Origin of the sequence: Streptomyces viridochromogenes DSM 40736 (genome assembly GCF_000158955.1) — a bacterium.
GTDB lineage: Bacteria > Actinomycetota > Actinomycetes > Streptomycetales > Streptomycetaceae > Streptomyces > Streptomyces venetus.
Map to the genome: position 1 here is coordinate 2,640,015 of NZ_GG657757.1, position 18,332 is coordinate 2,658,346.

At 71.3% G+C, this 18,332-nt stretch carries 18 protein-coding genes and 1 pseudogene; 14 read left to right on the forward strand and 5 right to left on the reverse strand.

Translation table 11 applies throughout. From position 1 onward, the window contains the following. The first annotated feature begins 27 nt into the window (after positions 1-27). From SSQG_RS11580 to SSQG_RS11590, 3 genes are all read left to right on the forward strand, one after another. On the forward strand, positions 28-660 hold the full coding sequence (locus SSQG_RS11580; RefSeq protein ID WP_039932424.1) for a TetR family transcriptional regulator: 633 nt from the start codon (positions 28-30) through the stop codon (positions 658-660). 73 nt (positions 661-733) lie between these two features. Beyond that, complete coding sequence (locus SSQG_RS11585; RefSeq protein ID WP_003989942.1) at positions 734-1,942, forward strand: alpha/beta hydrolase; 1,209 nt, start codon at positions 734-736, stop codon at positions 1,940-1,942. A 66-nt stretch (positions 1,943-2,008) separates the two neighbouring features. Further along, positions 2,009-2,869 carry a DUF4429 domain-containing protein gene (locus SSQG_RS11590; RefSeq protein ID WP_039934980.1) on the forward strand — a complete coding sequence of 287 codons (861 nt, stop codon included), beginning with the start codon at positions 2,009-2,011 and terminating at the stop codon, positions 2,867-2,869. An 80-nt stretch (positions 2,870-2,949) separates the two neighbouring features. On the opposite strand, the gene SSQG_RS11595 is transcribed toward SSQG_RS11590, so the two are convergent. Both SSQG_RS11595 and SSQG_RS11600 read right to left on the reverse strand, forming a co-directional pair. Beyond that, positions 2,950-3,966, reverse strand: a complete 1,017-nt coding sequence (locus SSQG_RS11595) for an aldo/keto reductase (RefSeq protein ID WP_003989944.1) — start codon at positions 3,964-3,966, stop codon at positions 2,950-2,952. Next, positions 3,963-4,427, reverse strand: a complete 465-nt coding sequence (locus tag SSQG_RS11600; protein ID WP_003989945.1) for a MerR family transcriptional regulator — start codon at positions 4,425-4,427, stop codon at positions 3,963-3,965. The genes SSQG_RS11595 and SSQG_RS11600 overlap by 4 nt, the downstream gene beginning before the upstream one ends. Before the next feature lie 98 nt (positions 4,428-4,525). Here SSQG_RS11600 and SSQG_RS11605 point away from each other — a divergent pair, with 98 nt between their 5' ends. Further along, positions 4,526-4,996 carry a GNAT family N-acetyltransferase gene (locus SSQG_RS11605; protein ID WP_003989946.1) on the forward strand — a complete coding sequence of 157 codons (471 nt, stop codon included), beginning with the start codon at positions 4,526-4,528 and terminating at the stop codon, positions 4,994-4,996. A 73-nt stretch (positions 4,997-5,069) separates the two neighbouring features. After that, the gene (locus tag SSQG_RS11610; RefSeq protein WP_003989947.1) at positions 5,070-5,885 is read left to right on the forward strand and encodes a serine hydrolase domain-containing protein; all 816 of its coding nucleotides are present in this window, start codon (positions 5,070-5,072) and stop codon (positions 5,883-5,885) included. Here SSQG_RS11610 and SSQG_RS11615 read toward each other — a convergent pair. Next, a complete protein-coding gene (locus SSQG_RS11615) occupies positions 5,882-6,535 on the reverse strand; it encodes a pirin family protein (protein ID WP_003989948.1) in 654 nt (217 codons plus the stop codon). The two genes, SSQG_RS11610 and SSQG_RS11615, sit on opposite strands and share 4 nt — an antisense overlap. 140 nt (positions 6,536-6,675) lie before the next feature. On the opposite strand from SSQG_RS11615, the gene fasR reads away from it, so the two are divergent. The 5 genes from fasR (at position 6,676) to fabF (ending at position 11,607) form a co-directional block, all read left to right on the forward strand. Next, positions 6,676-7,881 carry a fatty acid biosynthesis transcriptional regulator FasR gene (fasR, locus tag SSQG_RS11620; RefSeq protein WP_003989949.1) on the forward strand — a complete coding sequence of 402 codons (1,206 nt, stop codon included), beginning with the start codon at positions 6,676-6,678 and terminating at the stop codon, positions 7,879-7,881. Between the two features lie 89 nt (positions 7,882-7,970). Continuing rightward, a complete protein-coding gene (locus SSQG_RS11625; protein WP_039932426.1) occupies positions 7,971-8,900 on the forward strand; it encodes an ACP S-malonyltransferase in 930 nt (309 codons plus the stop codon). Between the two features lie 16 nt (positions 8,901-8,916). Further along, the gene (locus SSQG_RS11630) at positions 8,917-9,918 is read left to right on the forward strand and encodes a ketoacyl-ACP synthase III (protein WP_003989951.1); all 1,002 of its coding nucleotides are present in this window, start codon (positions 8,917-8,919) and stop codon (positions 9,916-9,918) included. A gap of 82 nt (positions 9,919-10,000) precedes the next feature. After that, complete coding sequence (locus tag SSQG_RS11635; RefSeq protein ID WP_003989952.1) at positions 10,001-10,249, forward strand: acyl carrier protein; 249 nt, start codon at positions 10,001-10,003, stop codon at positions 10,247-10,249. Positions 10,250-10,335: 86 nt separating this feature from the next. Then, positions 10,336-11,607 (forward strand): beta-ketoacyl-ACP synthase II, encoded by a 1,272-nt coding sequence (gene fabF, locus SSQG_RS11640; protein ID WP_003989953.1) that lies wholly within the window; start codon positions 10,336-10,338, stop codon positions 11,605-11,607. A 157-nt stretch (positions 11,608-11,764) separates the two neighbouring features. Here the strand turns inward: fabF and SSQG_RS11645 are convergent, their stop codons facing one another. Further along, the gene (locus SSQG_RS11645; protein WP_003989954.1) at positions 11,765-12,259 is read right to left on the reverse strand and encodes a DUF3145 domain-containing protein; all 495 of its coding nucleotides are present in this window, start codon (positions 12,257-12,259) and stop codon (positions 11,765-11,767) included. A 258-nt stretch (positions 12,260-12,517) separates the two neighbouring features. Between SSQG_RS11645 and SSQG_RS11650 the strand changes: the two genes are divergently transcribed. After that, complete coding sequence (locus SSQG_RS11650) at positions 12,518-13,405, forward strand: SGNH/GDSL hydrolase family protein (protein WP_003989955.1); 888 nt, start codon at positions 12,518-12,520, stop codon at positions 13,403-13,405. A gap of 27 nt (positions 13,406-13,432) precedes the next feature. Next, complete coding sequence (locus SSQG_RS11655) at positions 13,433-14,404, forward strand: aldose epimerase family protein (RefSeq protein WP_003989956.1); 972 nt, start codon at positions 13,433-13,435, stop codon at positions 14,402-14,404. A 78-nt stretch (positions 14,405-14,482) separates the two neighbouring features. Here SSQG_RS11655 and SSQG_RS11660 read toward each other — a convergent pair whose 3' ends face one another. Further along, positions 14,483-16,936, reverse strand: coding sequence for a glycoside hydrolase family 3 protein (locus tag SSQG_RS11660; RefSeq protein WP_039932429.1), 2,454 nt, complete (start codon positions 16,934-16,936; stop codon positions 14,483-14,485). A 103-nt stretch (positions 16,937-17,039) separates the two neighbouring features. Between SSQG_RS11660 and SSQG_RS11665 the strand changes: the two genes are divergently transcribed. Beyond that, a complete protein-coding gene (locus tag SSQG_RS11665) occupies positions 17,040-17,621 on the forward strand; it encodes a TetR/AcrR family transcriptional regulator (protein ID WP_003989958.1) in 582 nt (193 codons plus the stop codon). A 97-nt stretch (positions 17,622-17,718) separates the two neighbouring features. After that, a pseudogene (locus tag SSQG_RS11670) lies at positions 17,719-18,332 on the forward strand (pyroglutamyl peptidase); the annotation flags it as partial.

Here is an 18,332-nt window from a genome sequence, read left to right on the forward strand (position 1 = left end):
GCAAACACTTCAGACGAGAGGCACCTCTTGAACCTGCGCGAACGCAAGAAACGGCGCACCCGGGACGCCCTGCTGCGGGCCGCCCTGGAACTGTTCGCCACGCGCGGGTACGACGAGACGACCGTCGACGACATCGCCGCCGCCGTCGACGTCTCGCAGCGCACCTTCTTCCGCTACTTCGCCGGCAAGGAGGAGACCGCGTTCTTCGTGCCGCGCCTCGCGGAGGCACTCGTCGTCGACGCCGTACGGGCCCGCCCGCCGGGCGAGGCGCCCCTGGAGGCGCTGCGCAGGGCCGTGCTGGAGAGCTGGGACGCGATCAACGAGGCCATCGTGGAGCTCGTGCCGATCGAGCTCCACATGCGCGTCTACCGGGTGATCGAGTCGACGCCCGCACTGCTCGCCGCGCATCTGCGGCGGTCGGCGGAGCTGGAGGAGCAGCTCGCGCGGATCATCGCGGAGCGCGAGGGGCTCGACGTTGACGCGGATCCGCGTCCGAGGATCGTCGTGGCCCTGTTCGGCGGGGTGATTCGCGTCACCGAGCGACTGTGGTCCACCGGGGACGACCTCACCCTCGACGCGATGCGCCAACTCACCGCGACATACCTGGATCAGGTGGGTCCCGCGCTGGCGGGGAACTGGCATACGGAGCCCTCCCCTTAGCACATACACCGAAACGTGATCCCGGTCACTTGGTTAACGCGAGACCCTCTCGTTCTCCTAGTGTGTCCTTCCAGTGACTTCCTTCGACACCTCCCCGCAACTGAACGTCTGGCGCGCACTGCTCGCTCTGGCCGTGGTGTTCGTGATGCTGGCGACCACCGGCTGGACGGCCCTGCGCAACCAGCGGGGTGACACTCCGCTGCAGGCCTCGCTCTCCGCCTGGGAGCACGGCCGGATCGGCGGACACCGGCTGCCGGACCCGCAGTCCCAGCCGACGAAGCTGGCCCGCTTCTTCGCCTCGCTCACCGAGCGGGAGCGTGCGAGCCTGGTCCGCGCGTACCCGCTCGCGGTGGGCAACATGAACGGCGCCCCGGTCGAGCTGCGTTACCGCGCCAACCGCGTGGCGCTCGACAAGGCGCGCGACGTCGAGCGGGAACGCATGCACGACAAGCGCCTCACCCCGGCCGGGAAGAGCGACGCCGGCCGCCGGATGCACCGCTTCGAAGACCTCATGGAGAAGGGCCGCCACATCCTCGCCTTCGATCCCGAGGGCTCGGGCCGGGTGGCGGAGGTCTTCGGCGACCTGCGCGAGGCTGACCGGGTGTCGGTCGTGGTGCCCGGTGTGGACACCGACCTGCTCACCTTCCAGCGCACCAACCGCAAGTACTCGGCGCCCGTCGGCATGGCCGAGTCGCTGTACTCGGCCGAGCGGAGGACGAGCCCCTCGACCCGTACCGCCGTGATCGCCTGGGCCGACTACACGGCGCCCAGCGGGCTCGGCATCGACTCGGCCACGGCGATGCGCGCCAAGGAGGGTGCGGTACGGCTGAACGCGCTGGTGCGGTCGCTGCCCGGCTCGTCGCCGGTGTCGCTGTTCTGCCACAGCTACGGCTCCGTGGTGTGCGGGGTCGCCGCGCACACGATGCCGGGCCGGGTGTCCGACATCGCGGTGGCCGGCAGCCCGGGCATGCGCGTCCAGAAGGCCGCCCAGCTGCACACCAGCGCCCGGGTGTGGGCGATGCGGGACACCGACGACTGGATCCAGGACGTGCCGTACCTGGAGGTCGGCGGCCTGGGCCACGGGGCGGATCCGATGTCCGCCGGGTTCGGTGCGCGGGTGCTGTCGGCGCAGGGTGCGAAGGGTCACGCCGGCTACTTCGAGCCGGGTACGGCAAGCCTGATGAATTTCGCAGAGATCGGCGTTGGCGCATACCGCTCGGTGCACTGCGCGCACGAAGACGGCGTCTGCCGTACCGGTTTGTCCGGCACGGCGGCGGCCTGACGCGCGTAGAGGCGAAGGAACTGCGGTCTGCTCAGGAGGGGGACGGAGGAGCGCGTGCCGCATACGATGACCCGCATGGGTGACGTACTGGCCGGATTTCATGCCGCCTGGGAGTTCGAGTCCGACTCCGTGCTCATCCGCTACGAACGGGGGATTCGAACACCCAAGCTCTTCCAGGCGCTGGGGGAACGGCGTGTCCCCCTGGACGCGCTCGCCGGGGTGACGCTGACACGCGGGAAACGCGGCACGGTCGTGCTGCGCGTCGAGCCGCGGCCCGGAGCGGACCCGCTGATGGAGGCGGCCGCCGGGCAGCTGAAGGAGAGCGGCGACCCCTACCGGCTGGTGCTGCCCGCCGAGCGGGAGGTCCTCGCGGAGTACTACGCCGACGAGTTGCGGGGCCTGCTGACGGAGTCCGGGCCGGCGGAGCGGTTCCTGGTGGAGCCGCCGAAGGGGCCGCTGTCCTTCAAGGCGTACGACGGCAAGGCGTCCTTCGACGGGCGGACCGTGAACTTCCGCTGGTTCTGGACGGGGGCCTCGTCGGCGAAGTGGAAGGCCGGCGACCAGACGTTCGGTGTCGGGGAGCTGAGCGGGGTGGAGTGGCGGTCGCCGGAGGTGTTCGAAGGGCATCTGCGACTGCTGCGGCGCGACGGGGCGGACGACTCTGCCTCGCAGGCCGATCAGGATCCCGCCGCGGTGGTGTTCGGGCTGGGGTACGGGCCCGTGCACGAGTCCCTGCCGTTCGCGGCCGCCGTGTTGGCCGCGGCGCGGACGTCCAGTCCGGTGGCGGCTGTTCCGGCGGCGGCGCCGAGGCGGGACCCTGCGGATATCGCCGAGCGGATTCGGCATCTCGGGGAGTTGCATCAGGCCGGTTTGGTGACGGATGAGGAGTTTTCGGTCAAAAAGGCCGAGTTGTTGGCGGAGCTTTAGCGTGTGCGGGGTGCTGCGCGCCGGCGGGTGCGGGTAGTTCGTGGCCGGTCGCGCAGTTCCCCGCGCCCCTTATGTCCGATTCACTCTCGTCCGGCAGAAGTGAACGCCATGTCCGCGTAACGGTTGCCTGCCACCTGAGCGGCTATTCCATCCAGCAGGTCCAGTTGTTCCTCCGTCAGCACGATCCTGGTCGCCGCCGTGTTCTCCTCCACCCTGGACGGCTTGCGGGTGCCCGGGATCGGGATCACGGGGAGGTCGTGGATCGAGGCCTGCTGGTGGGCCCAGGCCAGGGCGATCTGGCCCAGGGAGGCGTCGTGGGCGTCGGCCACCGAGCGGATCAGCTCCAGCAGGGTCGCGTTGGCCGTCGCGTTGTCGCCCGTGAAGCGGGGCTGCTGGCGGCGGAAGTCGCCGGGGGTCAGGTCCTGGTCGGCGTTGGTGAAGGAGCCCGTGAGGAAGCCTCGGCCCAGGGGCGAGTACGCGACCAGGGCCACCCCCAGGTCGCGGACCGCGGGAACCACCTTCGGCTCGATGTCACGGCTGAACAGCGACCACTCCGACTGCACGGCGGCGATGGGGTGGACGGCGTGCGCGGCGCGCAGTTCGTCGGCCGTGACCTCGCTCAGGCCGAGATGCTTGACCTTGCCCTCGCGGACCAGGTCGGCCATGGTGCCGACGCTCTCCTCGATCGGCACGTTCACATCGCGCCGGTGCATGTAGTAGAGGTCGATGACGTCGACGTCGAGGCGCTTCAGGCTGGCCTCGACGGCCTGGCGGATGTAGGGCGGGTCGTTGCGGATGACCCGGCGTGTCGGGTCGTCCGGGGGTATCGACAGGGAGAACTTGGTCGCGATGACGACCTCGTCGCGGTGGGCCTTGAAGAACGGTGACAGGAACCGCTCGTTCTCTCCGGCGCCGTACGCGTCGGCCGTGTCGTAGAGGGTGACGCCCAGTTCGAGCGCGCGTTCCAGGGTGGCGCGGGACGCGTCCGCGTCCGCGGGGCCGTAGCCGAAGTTCATGCCCATGCAGCCGAGGCCCTGGACACCCACCTCGGGGCCGTTGTCGCCGAGCCTTGCCGTCGTGATCCTGCCGTCCGTCATCGGGACCTCTCCGACGCCAGGGCATGCCCGGCGTCCGCGTAGAAACTGATCTTCCGGTCGAGCACGGCGAGTGTGCCCCGGAGTTCGTCGATCCTGGCCAGGACGTCCTCGCGGGTCGTCCGGAGCAGCTCGAAGCGCTCGACATAGGTGTGGTCGCCCTCGCGGACCAGTTCCGCGTACCGGACCATGTCGGCGACCGGCATGCCCGTCAGGCGGAGCTTGCCGACGAGGTCGAGCCAGTCGAGGTCGCGGTTGCTGTAGCGGCGCTGACCGGTGTGGGACCGGTCGATGTGCGGCATCAGGCCGATGCGCTCGTACCAGCGCAGGGTGTGCGCTGTGAGGCCGGTGAAGGCGACGACCTCGCTGATCGTGTACCTGTCCTCACCGTCCGGGCGCCGGTTCTGCTGCGGCGGGGCGGCGCAGATGTCGGTCCTGGTCCCCGTGGTCTCCATCACCGTCATGGCCCCAACGCTAGAACCTTGGAGTGCGCTCCAAGCAAGCGCCGACGGTAAGAAATCGGCAGGACGCGTCCTGATCCGGCTGGTTAGCGTACGGAGTCATGAGTTCTGTACGCCGCGCCCGGCCCGAAGACGCCGAGGAAGTCCTGCGACTGCGCCAGGTCATGATCGACTCGCTGTTCACCGCCGACTCGTCCACCGCCTGGCACGGGGAATCCCTGCCCACGCTGAAATCCAAACTGGGCGACCCGGACGCGGACTTCGTGGCATTCGTCGTGGACCACCCGGAGCGGCCGGGGGCGCTGGCGTGCCTGGTGGCCGGGACGATCGAGTACCGCATCGGCAGGGCGGCCGACCCGCGGGGCCAGGTGGGCTTCGTCTTCAGTGTGGCCACCGACCCGGACGCGCGGCGCCGCGGGTACGCGCGCGCGTGCATGACGACGCTGCTGGAGTGGTTCCGCGAGCGTGGCGCCCGGCGCGTGCAACTGACCGCCTCGCCGGAGGCCGAGCCGCTGTACGTGTCCCTCGGTTTCCGGCCCAAGCCCGACCCCTTGCTGGAGCTCACGCTCTGAGCGCATAGGGGCCTTGCACTGTGAGCGCCCGACCCGGGCGGGCACAGTGCAAGGATCCCTTAGGCTCGAACGCATGTCGCTGAAGAGCCTCGCGTTGATCGAGAACTGGCCGGTTCCCACCGCTGCGGCGGGTGTCGTACGAGCGGACGGCACCGTCCTCGGCACCCACGGGCCGGCCGGACAGCGCTTCCCGCTCGCGTCGGTGACCAAGCCGCTGGCCGCCTACGCGGCGCTCGTCGCGTACGAGGAGGGGGCGGTCGAGCTCGACGAGCCCGCCGGTCCGGCCGGTTCGACCGTCCGGCACCTGCTCGCGCACACCTCGGGCCTCGCCTTCGACGAGCACAAGGTCATAGCCCCGCCCGGGGAACGGCGGCTGTACTCCAACGCCGGGTTCGAGCAGCTGGGCGACCACATCACGAAGGCGACCGACATTCCCTTCGCCGAGTACCTGCGGCAGGCCGTGCTGGAGCCGCTGGGCATGACCTCGACCGCCCTGGAGGGCTCTCCGGCCAAGGACGGGGTCTCCTCTGTCGAGGACCTGCTGAGGTTCGCGGCCGAGGTGCAGGCCCCGCGGCTGCTGGACCCGCGTACGGTCGCCGAGGCGATGACCGTGCAGTACCCGGGCACCAAGGGCGTCCTGCCGGGGTACGGGCACCAGAACCCGAACGACTGGGGCCTCGGTTTCGAGATCCGGGACGGCAAGTCTCCGCACTGGACCGGCTCTTCGTCCTCACCACGCACGTTCGGGCATTTCGGGCAGTCGGGTACGTTCCTGTGGATCGACCCGGACGCGGGCGCGGCCTGCGTCGCACTGACGGACCGGGCGTTCGGGCCGTGGGCGGTCGAGGCGTGGCCGGCGTTCACGGACGCCGTACGCGCCGAGCTCTAGGTCATCTCCCAGACCAGCAGCTCCGCTTCCGTCGCGGCCTCCGCCTCCAGGCCCTTGGCGTCGGTGATCCGCGCCGCGTCGCCCGTGTGCAGCTCCTCACCGTCCAGGCGCACGTCGCCGCGTACGACGTGCACGTACGCGTACGCCGCGTCCGGCACCGCCGTCCGCTCCCCCGCCCTCAGCCGCCGTACGTGCAGCATCGCGCCGGCCTCCGGGAGGGCGTAGGGCGTCGAGTCGGCGATGCCGTGGACGACCTCGTAGAACGGATCTGAGCCGGGGTCGAGCGGGGCCAGCCACATCTGGACGAAGGTCAGGGGGCCGGGGCCGTCGTTGCGCTCCACGTGCCGTACGCCGCCCGCCGAGCTGAGCCGCTGCACGTCGCCGTGGCGCACCACCGACTCGCGTCCGGTGGAGTCCCGGTGGGTCAGTTCGCCCGCCACCACCCACGTGACGATCTCGGTGTGGCTGTGCGGGTGTTCGTCGAAGCCGGCGCCGGGCGCCAGGTTCTCCTCGTTGCAGGCGATCACCGCGCCGAAGCGGAGGTTGTCCGGGTCGTAGTGGGGCCCGAAGGAGAAGGCGTGCCACGTCTCGATGCCTGCGGCCGAATCCCCTCCGGGGTAGCGCTCGCCCGCGCGCCTCACGTCCATCACGGGGTCCACCGTAGGCCCTGCCCGGCGGTGCAGGTCGCAGTGGAGCAACAGCACAGGTGAACGCGTCCGCGACATGCTCCGCCGGGCAGGGCCTGACCCGGCGACGCACCTTCCCGTCCGGATAAGGCAGTCTTGTCCCCGTGCCCGAACCCGAAACCAGCAAGAACGAAGCCGCAGCACACGACGTCCACCCGCATGCCGCGACGCTGAAGCGGCTGGAGAAGTCGTCCGGATCCCTCGCCGCGCAGGCCATCGCGCGGATGGACGAGACGCTGCCCTGGTACCGGGCCATGCCCCCGGAGAACCGTTCCTGGATCGGTCTGGTCGCGCAGGCGGGCATCGCCGCCTTCACGGAGTGGTTCCGGCATCCGGACGCCCCGCAGGCGATCTCGACCGACGTGTTCGGAACCGCGCCGCGCGAGCTGACCCGGGCGATCACACTGCGCCAGACCGTGGAGATGGTGCGCACCACCATCGAGGTCATGGAGAGCGCGATCGACGAGGTCGCGGCCCCGGGCGACGAGAGCGTGCTGCGCGAGGCGCTGCTCGTCTACGCCCGGGAGATCGCCTTCGCCACCGCCCAGGTGTACGCGCAGGCCGCCGAGGCGCGCGGCGCCTGGGACGCCCGGCTGGAGTCGCTGGTCGTGAACGCGGTGCTGAGCGGCGAGGCCGACGAGGGTGCCGTGTCGCGGGCCGCCGCCCTGGGATGGAACTCGCCCGAACACGTGTGCGTGGTGCTCGGCACCGCGCCCGACGGTGACTCCGAGCTGACCGTGGAGGCGATCCGGCGGGCCGCCCGGCACGCCAAGCTCCAGGTGCTGACCGGGGTGCTCGGGGACCGTCTGGTCGTCATCGCGGGCGGCAGCGACAACCCGCTGGCCGTCGCCAAGTCCCTCATCGGCCCGTACGCGGCCGGGCCGGTCGTTGCGGGCCCGGTGGTGCCGGACCTCCAGGCCGCGACCCGCTCCGCGCAGGCCGCGGCGGCGGGGCTGAAGGCGTGTTCTGCCTGGCAGGACGCCCCACGGCCGGTCCTGGCGGACGACCTGCTCCCGGAGCGGGCGATCGCCGGTGACCCCTCGGCACGCGCCCAACTGGTGGAGGAGATCTACAGACCACTGGAGGAGGCCGGAGCCGCGCTCCTGGAGACCCTCAGCGTCTATCTCGAGCAGGCGAGCAGCCTCGAAGGCGCCGCCCGGATGCTGTTCGTTCACCCCAACACCGTCCGCTACCGGCTTCGACGTGTGACTGACGTCACCGGTTGGTCACCCTCCGATGTACGCTCTGCCTTCACGCTGCGGATCGCGCTGATCCTGGGGCGTCTGGTCGATGGAGATCTCCAGCCCTAAGGTTTTGTCGAAGCTCGACAAAACCCCCTCGTGTTCTTCGTCCCTGTCCCCACGGGCGGCCGTGCCCGTCCCCAAGAGAGAGTGTGAGAGTGCTCGTACTCGTCGCTCCCGGCCAGGGCGCCCAGACGCCCGGCTTCCTGACTGAATGGCTCGACCTCCCCGGTGTCCGCGGTGCCCTTGAGGCATGGTCCGACGCCGTGGGGCTCGACCTGATCCGCTACGGCACCGAGGCCGGCGCGGAGGAGATCCGCGACACCGCGGTGGCGCAGCCGCTGCTCGTCGCGGCCGGACTGGCGTCCGCGTACACGCTGTTCGACGACCCGGCGGAGCTGCCGCGCAAGGTCGGCGCCATCGCCGGTCACAGCGTCGGCGAGATCACCGCGGCGTCGCTCGCCGGGGTGCTCCCCCACGAGGAGGCCGTCCGCCTGGTCCGCACCCGTGGGCTCGCCATGGCCGAGGCCGCCGCCGTCACCGAGACCGGGATGGCCGCGCTGCTGGGCGGAGACCCCGAAGTGACGGTTCCGCACCTGGAGAAGCTGGGCCTCACCCCGGCGAACATCAACGGCGCGGGCCAGATCGTCGCGGCCGGTACGAAGGAGCAGCTCGCCGCGCTGGAGGCGGACAAGCCGGAGGGCGTGCGCAAGGTCGTCGCGCTGAAGGTCGCGGGCGCCTTCCACACGCACCACATGGCCTCCGCGGTCGACACGCTGGCGAAGGCCGCCGAGGCCCTGACGCCGGGCGACCCGACGCTCACCTACGTCTCGAACAAGGACGGGCAGGCCGTGGCGTCCGGCACCGAGGTGCTGGACCGTCTGGTCGGCCAGGTCGCCAACCCGGTCCGCTGGGACCTGTGCATGGAGACCTTCAAGGAGCTCGGCGTCACGACCCTGATCGAGGTGTGCCCCGGCGGGACCCTCACGGGCCTGGCCAAGCGCGCTCTGCCCGGTGTGAAGACGCTGGCGCTGAAGACCCCCGCCGACCTCGACGCCGCTCGCGAGCTCATCGCCGAGCACGCCTGACAAGGAGCCCGAGAGCATGGCGAAGATCAAGCCCAGCAAGGGCGCCCCGTACGCGCGCATCCTCGGTGTCGGCGGCTACCGCCCGACCCGGGTCGTGCCGAACGAGGTCATCCTCGAGACGATCGAGTCGTCCGACGAGTGGATCCGCTCGCGCTCCGGCATCGAGACGCGGCACTGGGCCTCCGACGAGGAGACCGTCGCCGCGATGTCGGTCGAGGCGTCCGGCAAGGCGATCGCGGACGCGGGCATCTCCGCCGAGCAGATCGGCGGCGTGATCGTCTCGACCGTCTCGCACTTCAAGCAGACTCCGGCCGTCGCCACCGAGATCGCCGACAAGCTGGGCACCGACAAGGCCGCCGCCTTCGACATCTCGGCGGGCTGCGCGGGCTTCGGCTACGGTCTCACGCTCGCCAAGGGCATGATCGTCGAGGGCTCGGCGGAGTACGTCCTGGTGATCGGCGTCGAGCGGCTGAGCGATCTGACCGACCTGGAGGACCGCGCCACGGCCTTCCTGTTCGGCGACGGCGCCGGCGCGGTCGTGGTCGGCCCGGCCCAGGAGCCCGCGATCGGCCCGACCGTGTGGGGCTCCGAGGGCGACAAGTCCGACACCATCAAGCAGACCGTGCCGTGGACGGACTACCGCGACGGGACGGTCGAGAAGTTCCCCGCGATCACCCAGGAAGGCCAGGCGGTGTTCCGCTGGGCCGTGTTCGAGATGGCGAAGGTCGCCCAGCAGGCGCTGGACGCGGCCGGGATCACCCCGGACGACCTGGACGTCTTCATCCCGCACCAGGCCAACGCGCGGATCATCGACTCGATGGTGAAGACCCTGAAACTGCCGGAGCACGTCACGGTCGCCCGGGACATCCGCACCACCGGCAACACCTCGGCCGCCTCGATCCCGCTCGCGATGGAGCGGCTCCTGGCGACCGGTGAGGCGAAGAGCGGCGACACCGCGCTCGTCATCGGCTTCGGGGCGGGTCTCGTCTACGCCGCGACTGTCGTTACCCTCCCCTAGGCACTCCGTGCCGGATCATGCGATCCAAGCACGGGAGAAACAACCTGCCACACCCTCTGGATATCTACGAAGGAGCGCCAACATGGCCGCCACTCAGGAAGAGATCGTCGCCGGTCTCGCCGAGATCGTGAACGAGATCGCCGGCATCCCGGTTGAGGACGTCCAGCTGGACAAGTCCTTCACCGACGATCTGGACGTCGACTCGCTGTCCATGGTCGAGGTCGTCGTCGCCGCCGAAGAGCGCTTCGACGTCAAGATCCCGGACGAGGACGTCAAGAACCTCAAGACCGTCGGTGACGCGACCGACTACATCCTCAAGCACCAGGGCTGATCAACCGATCAGGTCCTAGGGCTGACTGCCCCGCCACCCGGCGGTGGCGCCGCTTAATCCTCGTATCCGTTGGAGAAAGAATTCCCGTGAGCCCGACCAATCGCACCGTGGTCGTCACCGGTATCGGCGCAACCACACCGCTGGGTGGCGACGTAGCCTCTACCTGGGAGGGCCTGATCGCCGGACGTTCCGGCGTCAAGCCCCTGGAGCAGGACTGGGCCGCCGACCAGGCGGTCCGCATCGCGGCCCCGGTCGCCGTGGAACCGACCGAGGTCATCCCCCGTCCGCAGGCCCGCCGCCTGGACCGTTCGGCGCAGTTCGCGCTGGTCGCGGCCAAGGAGGCGTGGGCGGACGCCGGTTTCGAGGCGAAGGCCGGCGAGGACCCGGCCGTCGACCCGGACCGGCTCGGCGCCGTCATCGCCTCCGGCATCGGCGGTGTGACGACCCTGCTCGACCAGTACGACGTGCTGAAGGAGAAGGGCGTCCGCCGCGTCTCCCCGCACACCGTTCCCATGCTGATGCCCAACAGCCCCTCGGCCAACGTGGGTCTGGCCGTGGGCGCCCGTGCGGGCGTGCACACGCCGGTCTCCGCCTGCGCCTCGGGCGCCGAGGCGATCGGCTACGCCATCGAGATGATCCGCACCGGCCGCGCCGACGTCGTCGTCGCGGGTGGCACGGAGGCGGCGATCCACCCGCTGCCCATCGCCGCGTTCGGCAACATGATGGCGATGTCCAAGAACAACGACGACCCGCAGGGCGCGTCGCGTCCCTACGACACCGCGCGCGACGGCTTCGTCCTCGGTGAGGGCGCCGGTGTCGTGGTCCTGGAGTCCGCCGAGCACGCCGCCAAGCGTGGCGCCCGGGTGTACGCGGAGGCGGTCGGACAGGGCATCTCCGCCGACGCGCACGACATCGTGCAGCCGGAGCCGGAGGGGCGGGGCATCTCGCACGCCCTGCAGAACCTGCTGGAGCGCACCGACCTGGACCCGGCGGAGATCGTGCACGTCAACGCGCACGCGACGTCGACGCCGGCCGGGGACATCGCCGAGTTGAAGGCGCTGCGGAAGGTGTTCGGTGACGACGCCGACCACTTCGCGGTGTCCGCGACGAAGTCGATGACCGGGCATCTGCTGGGTGGCGCCGGTGGTGTCGAGACGGTCGCGACCGTGCTCGCGCTGTACCACCGGGTGGCTCCGCCGACGATCAACGTGGAGAACCTGGACCCGGAGGCCGAGGCGAATGCCGATGTCGTCCGGGGGGAGGCTCGGAAGCTGCCGGTCGATGGGCGGATCGCTGCGTTGAACGACTCGTTCGGGTTCGGTGGGCACAACGTGGTGCTGGCGTTCCGTACGATCTGACTTTCGCCTTACGGCGAGTGGCCCGGACTCTTCGTGAGTTCGGGCCACTCGCCGTTGTGGTGACGTGTTGTGTGCCGGGTGCGGGCCGGTGGGGGTTGTTCGCGCAGTTCCCCGCGCCCCTGAGGGCGTGCCCCTGGGGGCGCGCCCCTGGGGGCGTCTACACCACCTGGTGGAGCCAGCGGACCGGGGCGCCTTCGCCTGCGTAGCGGAAGGGTTCCAGTTCGTCGTCCCAGGGCTTGCCCAGGAGTTTGTTGAGGTCGGCTTCCAGGTCCGTTTCGCCGCGCTGGCTGCGTTGCAGTGCCGCGCGCAGGCGGTCCTCGGGGATGAGGATGTCGCCGTGGATGCCGGTGACGGCGTGGAAGATGCCCAGGTCGGGGGTGCAGCTGTAGCGCTCGCCCTCGGCGGTGAGGCAGGGTTCCGCGGTGACCTCGAAGCGGAGGAGGTGCCAGCCGCGCAGCGCCGACGCCAGCTTCGACGCCGTGCCCGGCTGGCCCTGCCAGGAGAACTCCGAGCGCCAGGTGCCCGGGGCGGCGGGCTGACGGATCCAGTCCAGGTTGACGCGTGTGCCGAGCACCCCGGCGATGGCCCACTCGACGTGCGGGCACAGCGCGCGCGGCGCGGAGTGCACGTACAGGACTCCACGTGTCGTCACCGGAACCTCCGGGCAGAGCGGGACAGCTTGGAAACGGGCGGACGGCTGTGACCGGGCGGGTCACGTTGATGGCGAGGCTACCGTGCGGTGACGCAAGGAGTGTGACGTACGGTCGGTCAGGGTGCCGGGAAACGCCCGCCATTCACCCAGGGGGACGCTTGTGCGGGTGTGAGGCGTTGCACCTGATCGGTCGGGAACCCTCGTGCGTTGTTATGGGTTGGGGAGACAGGCACGGCGCGGCGAGGGGATGGACCAGGGATGCGGAAGCGAAGCCACCGCTCACGGGCCGTGCTGGCCGTGGTGGCGGCGGCCGTGGTGGCTGTGACCGGCTGTGACGCCGTGGGGGGTGACTCCGCCGCGCCGTCCGAAAGGGCCAAGCCGTCCCCGAAGCCCACGCCCCTCTGGGACCGCAGCCCGCGTTCCGTGGCGGCCGTCGGTGACTCCATCACGCGCGGCTTCGACGCCTGTGACGTGCTGTCGGACTGCCCGGAGGCGTCCTGGGCGACCGGCGCGAGCCCCGAGGTCGACTCGCTCGCCGTCCGGCTGCTGGGGCGGACCGGCGCCGCCGAGCGGAGCTGGAACTACGCCGTGACCGGGGCGCGGATGGCGGACCTGCCCGGGCAGATGGACCGGGCCGTGCGGCGGAAACCGCAGCTGGTGACGGTGATGATGGGGGCGAACGACGCGTGTCGGGCCACGCCCTCGGCGATGACCCCGGTCTCCGAGTTCCGCGCCGACTTCGAGGACTCCATGCGCACGCTGCGCAAAGCCCTGCCCAAGACTCAGGTGTTCGTGGCGAGCGTGCCGAACCTGAAGCGGCTGTGGTCCGAGGGCCGTGCCAGCCCGATGGGCAAGCAGGTGTGGAAGCTGGGCATCTGCCCGTCCATGCTGGGCGACGCGGACGCCCTGGACTCGACGGCCACCCTGCGGCGGAACACGGTGCAGAAGAGGGTGGAGGACTACAACAAGGTCCTGGCGGAGGTGTGCGCCGAGGACAAGCGGTGCCGCTCCGACGGGGGCGCGGTGCATGACTACCGCTTCGGCACCGCCCAGTTGAGCCGCTGGGACTACTTCCACCCCAGCGTGAACGGACAGGCCCGGTTGGCGGAGATCGCCTACCGCACGGTGACGGCGAAGCGTCCCTGACCCGGGCCCTGACTTAGGGTTCCGCACATGAACGAACTCTTCGGCACACTTTCCGACGGCACGCCGGTGCACCGCTGGACCCTGGAGCGCGCGGGCGTGCGGGTGCGGATCCTGACGTACGGCGGGATCGTGCAGTCCGTGGAGGTGCCGGACCGCGAGGGGCGGGCCGGGGACGTGGTGCTGGGGTTCCCGGACCTCGACGGCTACCTCACCCACCCGGACCCCTACCTCGGCGCCCTGGTCGGGCGGTACGCCAACCGGATCGCCGGCGCCCGTTTCCCGCTGGACGGGCTGACGTACGCGCTGGAACCGAACAACGGGCCGAACTCGCTGCACGGCGGGGAGCGTGGCTTCGACAAGCGCGTGTGGGAGGGAACCCCCGTCGAGCACGGGGTGCGGCTCACCCGGGTCAGTCCCCACGGGGAGGAGGGCTTCCCCGGGCGGCTGGAGGTCTCGGCGACGTACACGTTCCTGGAGAGCGGTGCGCTGCGGATCGTGTACGAGGCGGTGACGGACGCGCCGACCGTGGTGAACCTGACGAACCACAGCTACTTCAACCTGGGCGGTTCCGGCGACGCGGGCGGCCATGAGCTGCGGCTGGCCGCCTCCCGGTACACGCCGGTCGACGCGGATCTGATCCCGACGGGGGCCCCGAAGGACGTGACGGGCACGCGCTTCGACTTCCGTGCCGCCCGCAAGACCGGTTCCGGCTACGACCACAACTTCGTGCTCGACAAGGGCCTGACGGAGACTCCGGTGGAGGTCGCCGAGCTGCACGACCCCGCCTCCGGGCGGGTGCTGACGGTGGCTACGACCGAGCCCGGACTCCAGCTGTACACCGCGGACCATCTGAGCGAACCCTTCGCCCCAGGCGACGGCATCGCGCTGGAGACCCAGCACTTCCCCGACTCCCCGAACCGGCCGGACTTCCCGAGCACGGTGCTGCGGCCGGGTGGTCTGTACCGCTCGGAGACGGTGTACGGGTTCGGCACGCGCTGACCCGAACCGGCGGAGCACGAGCCCCGGTCCAGGGGTCAGGTCCCGGACCGGGGCTGCTCGTGGGGATGTCGTCCCGGATCAGACGTTAATCGTCGCGGTGATCCTGCGGTCCGTGATCGAGCGCGCCACCTGGATCTCGTACGAACCCTTCACAAACGACCACGACATGGTCGCCTCGTCCCAGATCTCGAAGGCGCGGCGCGGCAGTACGACGGTCGCCTCGACGCTCTCGCCGGGGCCCGCCTCGACGCCCGCGAAGCCGGCCAGCCAGCGGGCCGGGCGGGTGGGGTCGGCCTCGCCGGGGGCGAGGTAGAGCTGGACGGTCTCGCGGCCCGGGCGGTCGCCGGTGTTGCGGAGGCGGACCTTGGCGGTGGTGCCTTCGGCGGTGGCGTCGACCTCGACCGACTCGTAGGTCCAGTCGGTGTAGCCGAGGCCGTGGCCGAAGGGGTAGGCGGGCGTGCGGCCGTGCTTCTCCCAGGCGCGGTAGCCGATGAAGACGTCCTCGTCGTAGGGAAGTTCGCCGTTCTCGGGGACGACCCGGGTGACCGGGGCGTCGGTCAGGGAGCCCCAGGTGGTGGGCAGTCGGCCGCCGGGTTCGTGGGCGCCGGTGAGCACGTCCGCGAGGGCCGCGCCGCCCTCCTGGCCCGGGAACCAGGTGAGGAGCACGGCGGCGACGTCGTCGCGCCACGGCATCTCCACGGGGGAGCCGGAGTTGACGACCACGACCGTGTCGGGGTTGGCGGCGGCGACGGCGTGGACCAGGTCGTCCTGGCGGCCGGGGAGGCGCAGGTCCCGGCGGTCGAAGCCCTCCGACTCCACGCGGTCGGTGGTGGCGACCACGACGACGGCCGTGTCGGCGGCGCGGGCGGCCGCCGCGGCCTCGGCGATCAGTTCGTCGGGGTCGCGCTGCGGGTCCTGGTGGGCGAGGGTGAAGCCGATGGCGTGCATCGGGTGGCCGCTGGGCGGCGGGACCGTGTAGGTGAGGGAGACCTCGACCGGTTCGCCCGCGGTGAGGTCGACCCGGGCGTGGGGCACCGGGGCGCCGAAGAAGGCCGCGAAGGGGTCGCCGTCCTCGGCGGGGCGCTGGACGTCGTCGAAGTACGTGGTGCCGGCGACGGTGAGCCTGAAGGGGCCGAGGCCCTTGATGCCGAGGGTGTGGGTGCCGGTCTCGCGCGGGGTGAAGGTGCCGGTCAGTTCGACGCTGTGCAGGGTGTCGTGGGTGACTCCCTCGGGGAGGTCGTCGCCCATCCACTGGAGCAGGCCGCTGGGGGCCGAGCGGGAGCCGATGACCGTGCCGTGGCTGTCGCGGCAGACGGCACGCAGCTCGAAGCCCTGGTCGGCCACGGGGAGTTCGGTGTTCGGGTCGGCGCCGAGGGCGTATGTGAGACTTCTGTCGGGCAGCGCGGCGGTGAGGCCGTCGAGCGGGGAGACGGTCCGGGCGGGGAAGACGGTGGCGGAGCCGCCGCCGAGGACGCGGGCGTCGCGGGCGGCGGCGCCGATCAGCGCGACCCTGCCGGGCCCCAGCGGCAGGGCGCCGTTCTCGTTGCGGACGAGGACGAAGGAGCGGCGGGCGATCTCGCGGGCGAGCGACTCGCCGTCGACGGGCGCGGGCGGTTCGGTGACGACGGGTTCGGCGCCGTCCAGGGCGCCGACCCGGGCGGCGAGGCGCAGGACGCGGCGGACGGCCTCGTCGACCCGGGCCTCGTCGGCCTCGCCGTCGCGCACGGCTCGGGCGAGGGCCTCGCCGTAGACGGTCCGCGGGCCGGGCATGGCGATGTCGAGGCCGCCGGCGAGGGCGCCGGTGGTGGAGCGGGCCGCGGTCCAGTCGGAGACGTTGATCCCGTCGAAGCCCCATTCGCCGCGCAGGACCTCGTTGACCAGGTGGTGGTGCTCGGTCATCGTCGTGCCGTTGACCGTGTTGTAGGCGGTCATGATGCCCCAGGGGTGGGCGTTCTCGACGATCGCCTCGAAGGGGGCCAGGTACAGCTCGCGCAGGGCTCGTTCGCTCAGCAGGTTGTTCACCGTGAGGCGGTCGGTCTCGGCGTCGTTGGCGACGAAGTGCTTGACGGTGGTGCCGACACCGCCGGACTGGACGCCCCGGACGTACTCGGTGCCGATCCGGCCCGTCAGGTACGGGTCCTCGCTGTAGGCCTCGAAGTGACGTCCGCCGAGCGGGGAGCGGTGCAGGTTGACCGTGGGGGCGAGCAGGACGTGGACGCCCTTGCGGCGGGCCTCCTGGGCCAGCAGGACACCGGCCCGGTGGGCGAGCCCCGGGTCCCAGGTGGCGGCGAGGGCCGTCGGGGAGGGCAGGGCGACGGACGGGTCGTCGGCGCTCCAGTGCACCCCGCGGACACCGATCGGGCCGTCGGACATGACGAGCGAGGCCAGTCCGGCCTCCGGCAGCGCGGGCAGGCTCCACATGTCCTGGCCGGCCAGCAGCCGTGCCTTGGCGTCCAGGTCGAGCTTGCCGAGGGCCGCCTCGACCGCCGCCTCACGCCGTACCTCTGCTGTCTCCGCCGGCGTCCGCACCATGTCGCCACCTCCACGTCGAGAGTCGCTGGATGCCGCCATCGTGCCCGCGTTACCTGTAATGCGGTAGGTTTCGTTATCTTCTCGCAATAATCAGCTGTTCGTCATGTCGTACGGTGACGCCATGACGGCCAGGACCAGGAGCGAGGCGCGGCGCGCGGAGATCGTGCGGGCGGCTCTGGAGGTGATCGCCGAGCGCGGCTACCGGGGGGCGAGCCTGGCCGCCGTCGCGGAGCGCGTCGGGCTCACCCAGCAGGGGCTGCTGCACCACTTCCCGACGAAGGAGGCGCTGCTGGTCGCGGTGCTCCAGGAGCGGGACCGCTGGGACGCGATGCCCGCCGGCCGGCTGCGGCTCGACCTGCTGGCCTCGCTGGTCGAGTACAACGCGATGCGGCCCGCCATCATCCAGACCTTCTCGGCCCTGCTCGGCGAGAGCGTCACGGAGGACCATCCGGCCCGCACCTACTTCACCGAGCGCTACGTCGGGGTCCGCGCCGGCATGGCCGAGGTGCTGCGCGCCGAGTACGGCGACCGCCTGCCGAGCGGGCTCACCCCCGAGCGGGCCGCGCCCCTCCTCGTGGCGGTCCTGGACGGGCTGCAGTACCAGTGGCTGCTGGACCCGGAGTCGGTCGACATGGCGTCCGCGTTCCGGGACTTCCTGACCCTGCTCGGGGAGAGCGCCGACTGAGCACCCATGGCGTAGATCACCTCCGTCACGCGATACTGCCGCCGTCCGGCACCACGCCATCGCAGCACCCCCACCGCGACGGAAGGCCTGAACCTCCTTGAACTCCATACGCGTTCGCCTCGGCGTTCTCGGCCTCGCCCTGCTGACCGGCCTCACCACCCCCACGACCGCGAGCGCCAACGAGCGGGCCCCCTCCCCCACCGTCGAGGAGCAGCGGCTCGACAAGGCCGTCCCCCGGGAGATCCTGCGCCGCTCCGGATTCGACGCCGTGGCACCGGGGTTGGCCCGGGAGCTCGACACGGCCCGGTCCTACGCGCAGGCCCGCCGGGCGATCGCGCGGGAAGGGGCGCGGCTGTGGCAGCGGGCCGTGGACCGGGCGCAGGGGCGCGGTCCGGCCGGCGGGGATCTCAGCCGGGACGACGACCGGCCGCTGTACTGGGCCCGGCTCGGCATGACGCGCGAAGTGCGAGCCTGGGAGCCGGCGTTCGACCTGACGGACAGGCAGCGGACGGCGCTGCTCGACGAGTTGGAGCGCACCTCACGCGGCCAGACGGCCATCCGGTACCCGCACGGCAGGGGCCTGAAGCGGATCCTGGTCACCGGCTTCGACCCGTTCACCCTGGACCGGGACATCCGTATCTCCAACCCGTCCGGCGCGACCGCGCTCGCCCTCGACGGCACGGTGATCGAGACGGCGGACGGCCCGGCCCG

Bases quoted from the DNA above. Each gene is read 5' to 3' on its own strand.
- SSQG_RS11630 (WP_003989951.1), top strand. From the start codon at position 8,917: ATGGCGAAGATCAAGCCCAGCAAGGGCGCCCCGTACGCGCGCATCCTC.
- SSQG_RS11655 (WP_003989956.1), top strand. From the start codon at position 13,433: ATGAACGAACTCTTCGGCACACTTTCCGACGGCACGCCGGTGCACCGC.
- SSQG_RS11665 (WP_003989958.1), top strand. From the start codon at position 17,040: ATGTCGTACGGTGACGCCATGACGGCCAGGACCAGGAGCGAGGCGCGG.
- SSQG_RS11635 (WP_003989952.1), top strand. From the start codon at position 10,001: ATGGCCGCCACTCAGGAAGAGATCGTCGCCGGTCTCGCCGAGATCGTG.
- SSQG_RS11650 (WP_003989955.1), top strand. From the start codon at position 12,518: ATGCGGAAGCGAAGCCACCGCTCACGGGCCGTGCTGGCCGTGGTGGCG.
- SSQG_RS11595 (WP_003989944.1), bottom strand. From the start codon at position 3,966: ATGACGGACGGCAGGATCACGACGGCAAGGCTCGGCGACAACGGCCCC.
- SSQG_RS11590 (WP_039934980.1), top strand. From the start codon at position 2,009: ATGACCCGCATGGGTGACGTACTGGCCGGATTTCATGCCGCCTGGGAG.
- SSQG_RS11605 (WP_003989946.1), top strand. From the start codon at position 4,526: ATGAGTTCTGTACGCCGCGCCCGGCCCGAAGACGCCGAGGAAGTCCTG.
- SSQG_RS11600 (WP_003989945.1), bottom strand. From the start codon at position 4,427: ATGACGGTGATGGAGACCACGGGGACCAGGACCGACATCTGCGCCGCC.
- SSQG_RS11610 (WP_003989947.1), top strand. From the start codon at position 5,070: ATGTCGCTGAAGAGCCTCGCGTTGATCGAGAACTGGCCGGTTCCCACC.
- SSQG_RS11660 (WP_039932429.1), bottom strand. From the start codon at position 16,936: ATGGTGCGGACGCCGGCGGAGACAGCAGAGGTACGGCGTGAGGCGGCG.